We start from the raw sequence: 8,441 nt of genomic DNA on the forward strand, positions 1-8,441 counted from the left end.
GACGAGGCGGCGGGCCGTGCCGCGGCCGAGGCGGTCGGCGGCACCTTCGTCCAGGTCGACGTCACCGACCAGGACCAGGTCGAGGCGCTCTTCGAGACCGCGTACGACACCTATGGCTCGGTCGACATCGCCTTCAACAACGCGGGCATCTCGCCCCCCGACGACGACTCCATCCTCACCACGGGACTGGAGGCGTGGAAGCGGGTCCAGGAGGTCAACCTCACCTCCGTCTACCTCTGCTGCAAGGCCGCGATCCCCTATATGCGGCGCCAGGGACGCGGGTCCATCATCAACACGGCCTCCTTCGTGGCGATCATGGGCGCGGCCACCTCGCAGATCTCGTACACCGCGTCCAAGGGAGGTGTGCTGGCGATGTCCCGCGAGCTGGGCGTCCAGTTCGCCCGGGAGGGGATCCGGGTCAACGCGCTCTGCCCGGGCCCCGTCAACACCCCCCTGCTCCAGGAGCTGTTCGCCAAGGACCCCGAGCGCGCGGCGCGACGGCTGGTGCACATTCCGGCGGGGCGGTTCGCCGAGGCCGAGGAGATCGCCGCGGCCGTCGCCTTCCTGGCCAGCGACGACTCCTCGTTCATCAACGCGACCGACTTCCTGGTCGACGGCGGTATCTCCGGCGCCTACGTCACGCCCCTGTAGCCGCGCCCCCTTGGGAGACGCGCCCGGTACGCGTCTCCCAGGTGCCTCAGACGCGCCTCGTACGCGTCTCCTAGAGGAACGTGCGGCCCTCGCCGCGGTACGTGGGGAGGGTGGCCGTCACCCGGTCGCCCTCCACCGCGTGCAGCGCGTCGAAGCGCTCGCACAGCTCACCCGCCTTGGCGTGCCGGAACCACACCGCGTCCCCGATCAGCAGATCGTCCGCCGCCGCCCCGAGCAGTGGCGTCTGCACCTCACCGGCCCCCTCCCGGGGGGACAGCCGCAGCCCTTCGGGGAGGTACGGAAGCGGGGAGCGGTCCCGTCCCGCCACGCCCGACGCGGGATAGCCCCCACCGAGCACCGTCACCACTCCCACGCCGGGACGGCGTACCACCGGCAGCGCGAAGAGTGCGGCGGGACGCCCCGAGAAGGCGCGGTAGTGGTCGAACAGATGCGGCTGGAACAGGCCCGAGCCCGCCGCGACCTCGGTCACCGCCTCCTCGGCCACCGTCCCGCCCACCGAACCGGTGCCCCCGCCGTTGACGAACTCCAGCTCCGGGGCGACCGCCCGGACCGCCCGGACCACCTCCGCCCGCCGCGTGGCCAGCTCCCGCCGGGAGACGCGCTGCATCAGCCGTATCCCGGCCGAGGTGAGCGGACGGCCCGCGACCGCGTCCGCGAGACCCGCGATATGCGCCTCGTACGCCATCAGGCCCACCAGCCGGAACCCCGGGCGGCGGGCGATCGAGCGGGCCAGCTCCGCCAGGTGGCCGGGCTCCCGCAGCGGTGAACGGAGGGCACCGATCCGCGTCCGGCCGCCGAACAGCGCGAGCGAGGTGTCCAGTTCCAGACAGACCCGGATCTCCTCCCGGCCGCCCGCGCGGGCCCGCTCCGCCAGCTCCAGCTGGGCCACGTCGTCGACCAGCACCGTCACCGCCGCCGCCAGCTTGGGATCGCCCGCCAGCTGTGCGAGGGAGGCGCGGTCGGCGGACGGATACGCCACCAGGATGTCGTCGAACCCCTCCCGGGCCAGCCAGAGCGCCTCGGCGAGGGTGAAGGCCATCACCCCGGCGAACCCCTCCCGGGCCAGCACCCGTTCCAGCAGCGCCCGGCAGCGCACCGACTTGGAGGCCACCCGGACCGGCTTGCCGCGCGCCCGGCGCAGCAGCCCGGCCGCGTTGGCGTCGAAGGCGTCGAGGTCGACGATGGCGAAGGGGGCGTCGAGATGGGAGGTGGCCCGGTCGAGGCGGGCCCGGTCGAGCGCGCGCGGTGTCATGGCCCGAGCCTGCCAGAACGTGTTACCGCAGGGTAGGGGTGCGTTCTGGGCAGATCCGCGCACGGCGGGGACGCTGGTGCCGGGGCGCCCGCCGCAACCCGTAGAGTGACGCACACGTGTGGGGACGGACGGGGCGAGCCCCGTGCCGCCCCGCCGACGGGGAGGCACGAGAACGGGGGCCCGTATGAGCACGGAGGCGCAGCGCCCTCCCGTCCCCGGTGGAACCGGCCCCGCCGCACCGGCCATGGATCCGGCCAACTCCCCTCGTGTTCCGGACAGTTCACGCGGCCCGGCGGGCACACGCGGCGTGGACGGATCCCGCACTCCGGACGGATCCCGCCTTCCTGGCGGCCCGCGTACGCCGAATGGTCCGCGTACGCCGGGCGGCTCGCGCGCCTCGGACAGCGCGCATGTCACCACGGGCTCCCGCGCCCCGGACGGCGTCCGGCTCCCCGAAGGTGGCTCCCGTATCCATGACGCGCTGCTCACCCCGGACGCCGTGGCCTCGTCCCGGCCCCCGGGCGGCACCGAGTTCCTGACCCCGGCTCCGGCGTCCGCCGCCCCCTGGACCGTGCCGCACGCGCCGGAGACGCCCGACGAGACGACCCGCGTCCTGCGCCGCGACGCGCGGCCGGCCCGCCCGGGTGCCCCGGGTGAGGACACCCGGGTACTCCGCCGTACCCCCCGCGCACCGACACCGACCCCGCGCCGCCCGGGTCGTGGGGCGCCCCCCGCGACGGGGTCCGCGCGACCACCGGGCCCGGAGGGCACGCCCCCGGCGACGAACGGCACGGACGGACGGAGCGCCGCCCACCGGCCGCCCCGCCCCGCCGACGGCCCGGGAGCGCCCGGCGGCCGGTCCCTGCCGGATCGACGGGCCATCGGCGCGGACCAGAGCGACAGGGGCGGTGACAGGGGCAGGGACAACGACCGGGACAGCGGCCGGGACAGCGACGGGAACCCGGACCGCCCCGGCGCCCCCCTCCCGCCGTCCGTCACCCAGGACCCGCGCGCCCCCCGGCCCACCGCACCGGTGCCGCGCCCGACCCCGCCGGCACAGGAGATACCGCCCTCCCGGCCCTCGGCGCCCTTTGTCCGCACGCCCCCGCCCGCGCCCCCGCGACCCCCGCACGTCCCCGGGACGCCCACGCCGGAAGCGCCCGACGGCCCGGTCCCCGCCGTGACCCCGCGGGTCTCGGACACGCCGGCGCCCCGGCCGGTCCCCGCGACGCCGCCCACCGGCGCCGACCCGGCCACCGCCCGGCTGCGCCCCGTGCGCGCCCATGGCCCCGCCGGGTCCCCCGGCACCCCGCGCGCCTGGGACCAGCGCCCCTCCTGGGCCGTGGGGCCCGCCTGGGAGACGCCCGCGCCCGCCCCCAGGAGCCGACGGCCCGTGCGCGCCGCCGGAGCGCTCGTCTGCGCCGTCCTCGGGCTCGGCCTCATCGGCGGCGCCGTCACCGGGGGCTGGCTCACCGGCGACTCCCGGGCCGACAGCGCCGCCCGTACCCCGTACACCGAGGCCGGCACCCTCTGGCACAGCGTCCCCGTCGATGTCCTCTTCCCCCGTTCCCTGCGGGGTGAGGACACCGGACCTGGCGGCGCCGACCGGGTCTGGACCCGGGTCGCGGTCGCCCCCGACAGCACCTGCGCCGCCGCCCTCGAACCGGGTCTGGTGACCACGCTCGCGCCCGTCGGCTGTACGCGGGTGGTGCGGGCCACCTACACCGACGCCACCGCCAGCCATGTCACCACCGTCGGACTGGTCTTCACGGCGGCCGACGCGGTCGACACCGTCGCCCTCAACACCCGCTTCACCACGAAGGGCCTGGCCGAGCGGCCCGCGCTGATGCCCCGGGCCTTCGCCGCGCCGGACACCGTCGCCGCCCGCTTCGGTGACCGGCAGCGCGCCAGCTGGATGGTGAAGGTGCTCACCGACGCGCCCGTCGTGGTCTTCGCCGTCTCCGGCTTCGCCGACGGCCGCCCGGTCGAGCGGCCGGAGCCCGCCGTCGCCGCCCGCGCCAAGGGCGCCACGTCCGCGCCCGCGCAGGCGGGGCTCGGCCATGAGGCCGCCGGGGTCGCCGGTTCCGTCGAGCGGGCCCTGCGCGACGCCTTCGCCAAGGCCACGGAGCCGGCCCCGTGAACGGACCGTACGCGACGCCCGTGAAGAGAACCGCCGTGAACGGACCGCGCGCACGGCGCCTGCGGGCGCGCCGGATCACCGCCGTCCTCGCCGCGACCCTGTTCGCCGTGCTGCCCGCCGCGCCCGCCCACGCCGACGGCATCCGGGTCCAGCAGTGGGGCCTGGACGCCCTGAACACCGACACCGCCTGGCGCACCACCGAGGGCCAGGGCATGACCGTCGCCGTCCTCGACACCGGCGTCGACGACGATCATCCCGACCTCACCGGCAACGTCCTGCCCGGCAAGGACTTCATCGGTTTCGGCGCCGAGCGCGGCGACCGCTCCTGGGCCCGCCACGGCACCGCCATGGCGGGGATCATCGCCGGACACGGCCACGGCCCCGGCGACGAGGAGGGCGTCATGGGCATCGCGCCCAAGGCGAGGATCCTGCCCGTACGGGTCATCCTCGAAGGCACCGACGACGCCCGGGAGAAGGCCCGTACCTCCCGTGGCACCGCCCTCGCCCAGGGCATCCGCTGGGCCGCCGACCAGGGCGCCGACGTCATCAACCTCTCCCTCGGCGACGACAGCGAGTCCGCCCACGCCGAGGCCGAGGAGGACGCCGCCGTCCAGTACGCCCTCGCCAAGGGCGCGGTCCTCGTCGCCTCGGCGGGCAACGGTGGCGAGAAGGGCGACCGTGTCTCCTACCCCGCCGCCTACCCGGGCGTGATCGCCGTGACCGCCGTCGACCGCTTCGGCACCCACGCCTCCTTCTCCACCCAGCGCTGGTACGCCACGGTCAGCGCGCCCGGCGTCGATATCGTCATCCCCGACCCCGACCGCCGCTACTACCAGGGCTGGGGCACCAGCGCCGCCGCCGCCTTCGTCTCCGGCGCCGTCGCCCTCGTACGCTCCGCCCACCCGGGGCTCACCCCCGCCCAGATCCGCCAGCTCCTGATCGACACCGCCCGCGACCGCCCCGACGAGGGCCGCGACGACGCCCGGGGGTACGGGATGGTCGACCCGGCCGCCGCGATCGAGGCGGGTGGCGCGGTCCCGCCCGGTGACCCCAAGGCCGTGACCGGCGGCTACGGCCGCACCTACTTCGGTCCCGGCCCCCAGCCCCCCGAGCAGAAGGCCGAGCCGACCGGCTGGCTCGCCCCGGTCACCGGTGGCGCCGGGGCGCTGGTCCTCGCGGTCGCGGTCGTCCTGTGGCGCTCCTCGCGCACCCCGGCCCCGGCCTCGTCCGTTGTCGCGCCACCCGGGGTCCAGGGGCCCATGGCCGGGGCATAGGCTCGACTCCGTGGCGCTCAAGAACATCCCGGACCCCGGTTTCTCCGACGACGACGGCACCGCCGACCCGGCACTGGCGGCGGCGCTCGCCGTCTGGTCCCAGGACCGGAGCGCCGAGCGCCCGGTGCTGGAGGCGCTGCGCGGCGCCCGGCTGCTGGTCCCCGTCGTCGCCGTCCTCGGCGAGGTGGAGGTGGACGAGAACGGGCTGCGCCGGGAGAAGACCAGCGACATGGCCGTGCCGACCCTGACGGCGGGCGACCGGCGGGCGCTGCCCGCCTTCACCTCGCTGGAGTCCCTGGCCCGCTGGGATCCGGCCGCCCGCCCGGTGGCGGTTCCGCTGCACCAGGCGCTGCTCGCGGCCGCCCATGAGAAAGCCGACACCCTGGTGCTCGATCTGGCCGGTCCCGTGCCCTACCAGCTCACCGGTGCCGCGCTGCGGGCCCTGGCCGAGGGCCGTACCAGCGCCGATCCGCTGGACGACCCCGCCGTCACCGACGCGGTGCGCCGGGTGCTGGCCGCCGAGCCCTCGGTGGTCCGGGCCCATCTCGGCCGCGCCGACGGCGCCGACGGCATCCTGGCCCTGGTGCTCGACCCGGCCGCGCCGCCCGCGGCGGCGGCCCGCCGGGTCGCCGAGGGGCTGGCGGGCGACGAGACACTGAGGGCCCGCCTGGTGCGCGGTCTCGACCTGGCACTGCTGCCCGCCGAGGCCACCGCACCGGGCGAGCCCCTCTACGTACGTTCCTGAGAACAGGTACGTTCCTGCGATCCGTACGTTCCTGAGATGCGTACGTTCCCGGGATCCCCGGCCGCGGGGCGCGCCGGTCAGCCGTAGACCGGGCCGGTGTACTTCTCGCCGGGGCCCTGGCCCGGCTCGTCCGGGACCAGGGACGCCTCGCGGAAGGCGAGCTGGAGGGACTTCAGACCGTCCCGCAGCGGGGCCGCGTGGAAGGAGCTGACCTCCGTCGTCGACGCGTCCAGCAGTCCGGCGAGGGCGTGCACGAGCTTGCGCGCCTCGTCGAGGTCCTTGTGGGCCTCGCCCTCCTCGGTGAGGCCGAGCTTGACGGCGGCGGCGCTCATCAGGTTGACCGCGACCGTGACGATCACCTCGACGGCCGGGACCTCCGCGATATCGCGGGCCATGGAGTCGAAGTCGGGGTTCTGGGGGGTGGGGGTCGCGTCACTCATGACGGACACGATAGGACCCCGGCCCGCACCCGTTCGACCCGGCCACCGGTTGGCCCGTTCCGTGCGGAACCTGTTAGCCTGGTGTGACGACCGGCTGGACACCTGTGTGCCCGGCCCACAAGTGGAGGCTCCTCTTCTCCCACCTGGCCGCTCCCCGGAGCGGCGGGTCACCGGTCAGGCGGCGCCCATCGTTCCGTACGGACGATGGAAGTCGCCCGATGTGCGCCCCGCGGCCCCCGCGGCGGTGTTCCGGTCAGTGACGGAGCCGCCGCCTGTGTCCCGTCCGGGGCATTTTTCATGTTCCGGCGCGGTTGGTCTTACCAGACAGACGTTGCGCGGCTGACTGCCAGCCGGCCGCGTAGTGCTACCGAGGAGGATCCATCAGCGCCGAGCCCCGCATCAACGACCGGATTCGCGTTCCCGAAGTGCGGCTTGTCGGTCCCAGCGGCGAGCAGGTGGGCATTGTCCCGCTCGCCAAGGCCCTTGAGCTCGCTCAGGAGTACGACCTCGACCTGGTCGAGGTCGCGGCGAACGCCCGGCCGCCCGTGTGCAAGCTCATGGACTACGGGAAGTTCAAGTACGAGTCGGCCATGAAGGCCCGTGAGGCGCGCAAGAACCAGGCGCACACGGTCATCAAGGAGATGAAGCTCCGGCCGAAGATCGACCCGCACGACTACGACACCAAGAAGGGTCATGTCGTCCGGTTCCTCAAGCAGGGCGACAAGGTCAAGATCACGATCATGTTCCGTGGTCGTGAGCAGTCCCGTCCCGAGCTTGGCTTCCGTCTGCTCCAGCGTCTCGCTTCCGATGTCGAGGACCTCGGATTCATCGAGTCGAACCCGAAGCAGGACGGCCGGAACATGATCATGGTTCTTGGCCCGCACAAGAAGAAGACCGAGGCCATGGCCGAGGCGCGTGAGGCCCAGGCCGCACGCAAGGCAGACCGCGATGCGACGAAGGCCCAGGCGGCCGACGCGGACCGCGAGACGCCTTCCGAGGCGCCTTCCGAGGCGCCCTCCGAGGCGTGACCCCCAGGGGTTGCCAGCCCACCGGCGGCCCCGGGTCCCGCCCGGACCCCACCACCAAGATCTGACGCTCCCGCCCACCGGTCGCCCGGCGCGACCGGGGAGCGCCACTGACGAGGAGATAACGGCGCTATGCCGAAGAACAAGACGCACAGCGGTTCCAAGAAGCGCTTCAAGATCACCGGCTCCGGCAAGGTGCTCCGCGAGCGCGCCGGCAAGCGCCACCTGCTTGAGCACAAGCCGTCCACGCTGACGCGTCGCCTCACGGGTAACGCGGAGATGGCTCCGGGCGACGCCAAGAAGATCAAGAAGCTTCTCGGCAAGTGATGCCCGCCGCGCCCGCCACCCGCTGAGGGGGCCGCAGGCGCGGGGACATCAGGACCGGGACCTATTCGAATTCGGGTCGGGGAAGCTCACCCACGACCCCGTTACAAGGAGTTAAACAAGTGGCACGCGTCAAGCGGGCAGTCAACGCCCACAAGAAGCGCCGGGCGATCCTGGAGCAGGCCAGCGGCTACCGCGGACAGCGTTCGCGTCTGTACCGCAAGGCCAAGGAGCAGGTCACCCACTCGCTGGTCTACAACTACAACGACCGCAAGAAGCGCAAGGGCGACTTCCGCCAGCTCTGGATCCAGCGGATCAACGCCGCCGCCCGCCAGAACGGCATGACGTACAACCGCCTCATCCAGGGTCTGAAGGCCGCCAACATCGAGGTGGACCGCAAGATCCTGGCCGAGCTGGCCGTCAACGACGCCAACGCGTTCGCCGCGCTGGTCGAGGTCGCGCAGAAGGCTCTGCCGGCCGACGTCAACGCGCCGAAGGCCGCTGCCTGAGCGGTGACACGCTGAGGCGGTACGACCTCATGGACCCGCAGGCCCGGTACGGCCTGCGGG

At 74.2% G+C, this 8,441-nt stretch carries 9 protein-coding genes; 7 read left to right on the forward strand and 2 right to left on the reverse strand.

Annotation, left to right across the window (positions count from 1 at the left end; genetic code table 11):
- On the forward strand, positions 1 to 651 hold a 651-nt coding region (locus ACFVIM_RS22690; RefSeq protein WP_384304141.1), incomplete at its 5' end, for a 3-oxoacyl-ACP reductase.
- A 70-nt stretch (positions 652 to 721) separates the two neighbouring features.
- On the opposite strand, the gene ACFVIM_RS22695 is transcribed toward ACFVIM_RS22690, so the two are convergent.
- The gene (locus ACFVIM_RS22695) at positions 722 to 1,924 is read right to left on the reverse strand and encodes an alanine racemase (RefSeq protein ID WP_384304144.1); all 1,203 of its coding nucleotides are present in this window, start codon (positions 1,922 to 1,924) and stop codon (positions 722 to 724) included.
- Between the two features lie 1,180 nt (positions 1,925 to 3,104).
- On the opposite strand from ACFVIM_RS22695, the gene ACFVIM_RS22700 reads away from it, so the two are divergent.
- The 3 genes from ACFVIM_RS22700 to ACFVIM_RS22710 are packed head-to-tail and all read left to right on the forward strand — an operon-like array spanning position 3,105 to position 6,083.
- Positions 3,105 to 4,064 (forward strand): hypothetical protein, encoded by a 960-nt coding sequence (locus ACFVIM_RS22700; RefSeq protein WP_384304147.1) that lies wholly within the window; start codon positions 3,105 to 3,107, stop codon positions 4,062 to 4,064.
- Positions 4,065 to 4,099: 35 nt separating this feature from the next.
- Positions 4,100 to 5,338: a type VII secretion-associated serine protease mycosin gene (mycP, locus tag ACFVIM_RS22705; protein ID WP_384304150.1), complete on the forward strand. Its 1,239-nt coding sequence runs from the start codon at positions 4,100 to 4,102 to the stop codon at positions 5,336 to 5,338.
- Between the two features lie 10 nt (positions 5,339 to 5,348).
- Positions 5,349 to 6,083, forward strand: coding sequence for an SseB family protein (locus ACFVIM_RS22710; RefSeq protein WP_384304154.1), 735 nt, complete (start codon positions 5,349 to 5,351; stop codon positions 6,081 to 6,083).
- A 77-nt stretch (positions 6,084 to 6,160) separates the two neighbouring features.
- Here the strand turns inward: ACFVIM_RS22710 and ACFVIM_RS22715 are convergent, their stop codons facing one another.
- Complete coding sequence (locus tag ACFVIM_RS22715; RefSeq protein ID WP_384304157.1) at positions 6,161 to 6,523, reverse strand: DUF1844 domain-containing protein; 363 nt, start codon at positions 6,521 to 6,523, stop codon at positions 6,161 to 6,163.
- A 380-nt stretch (positions 6,524 to 6,903) separates the two neighbouring features.
- Here ACFVIM_RS22715 and infC point away from each other — a divergent pair, with 380 nt between their 5' ends.
- The 3 genes from infC to rplT all read left to right on the forward strand — a co-directional run bounded on the left by infC (position 6,904) and on the right by rplT (position 8,381).
- A complete protein-coding gene (gene infC / locus ACFVIM_RS22720; protein ID WP_384304168.1) occupies positions 6,904 to 7,551 on the forward strand; it encodes a translation initiation factor IF-3 in 648 nt (215 codons plus the stop codon).
- Between the two features lie 129 nt (positions 7,552 to 7,680).
- On the forward strand, positions 7,681 to 7,875 hold the full coding sequence (rpmI, locus tag ACFVIM_RS22725; RefSeq protein WP_003959822.1) for a 50S ribosomal protein L35: 195 nt from the start codon (positions 7,681 to 7,683) through the stop codon (positions 7,873 to 7,875).
- Positions 7,876 to 7,994: 119 nt separating this feature from the next.
- The gene (gene rplT, locus ACFVIM_RS22730) at positions 7,995 to 8,381 is read left to right on the forward strand and encodes a 50S ribosomal protein L20 (protein ID WP_006350245.1); all 387 of its coding nucleotides are present in this window, start codon (positions 7,995 to 7,997) and stop codon (positions 8,379 to 8,381) included.
- The last annotated feature ends 60 nt before the right edge of the window (positions 8,382 to 8,441 follow it).

Source organism: Streptomyces sp. NPDC057638, assembly GCF_042800315.1.
Taxonomy (GTDB): domain Bacteria; phylum Actinomycetota; class Actinomycetes; order Streptomycetales; family Streptomycetaceae; genus Streptomyces.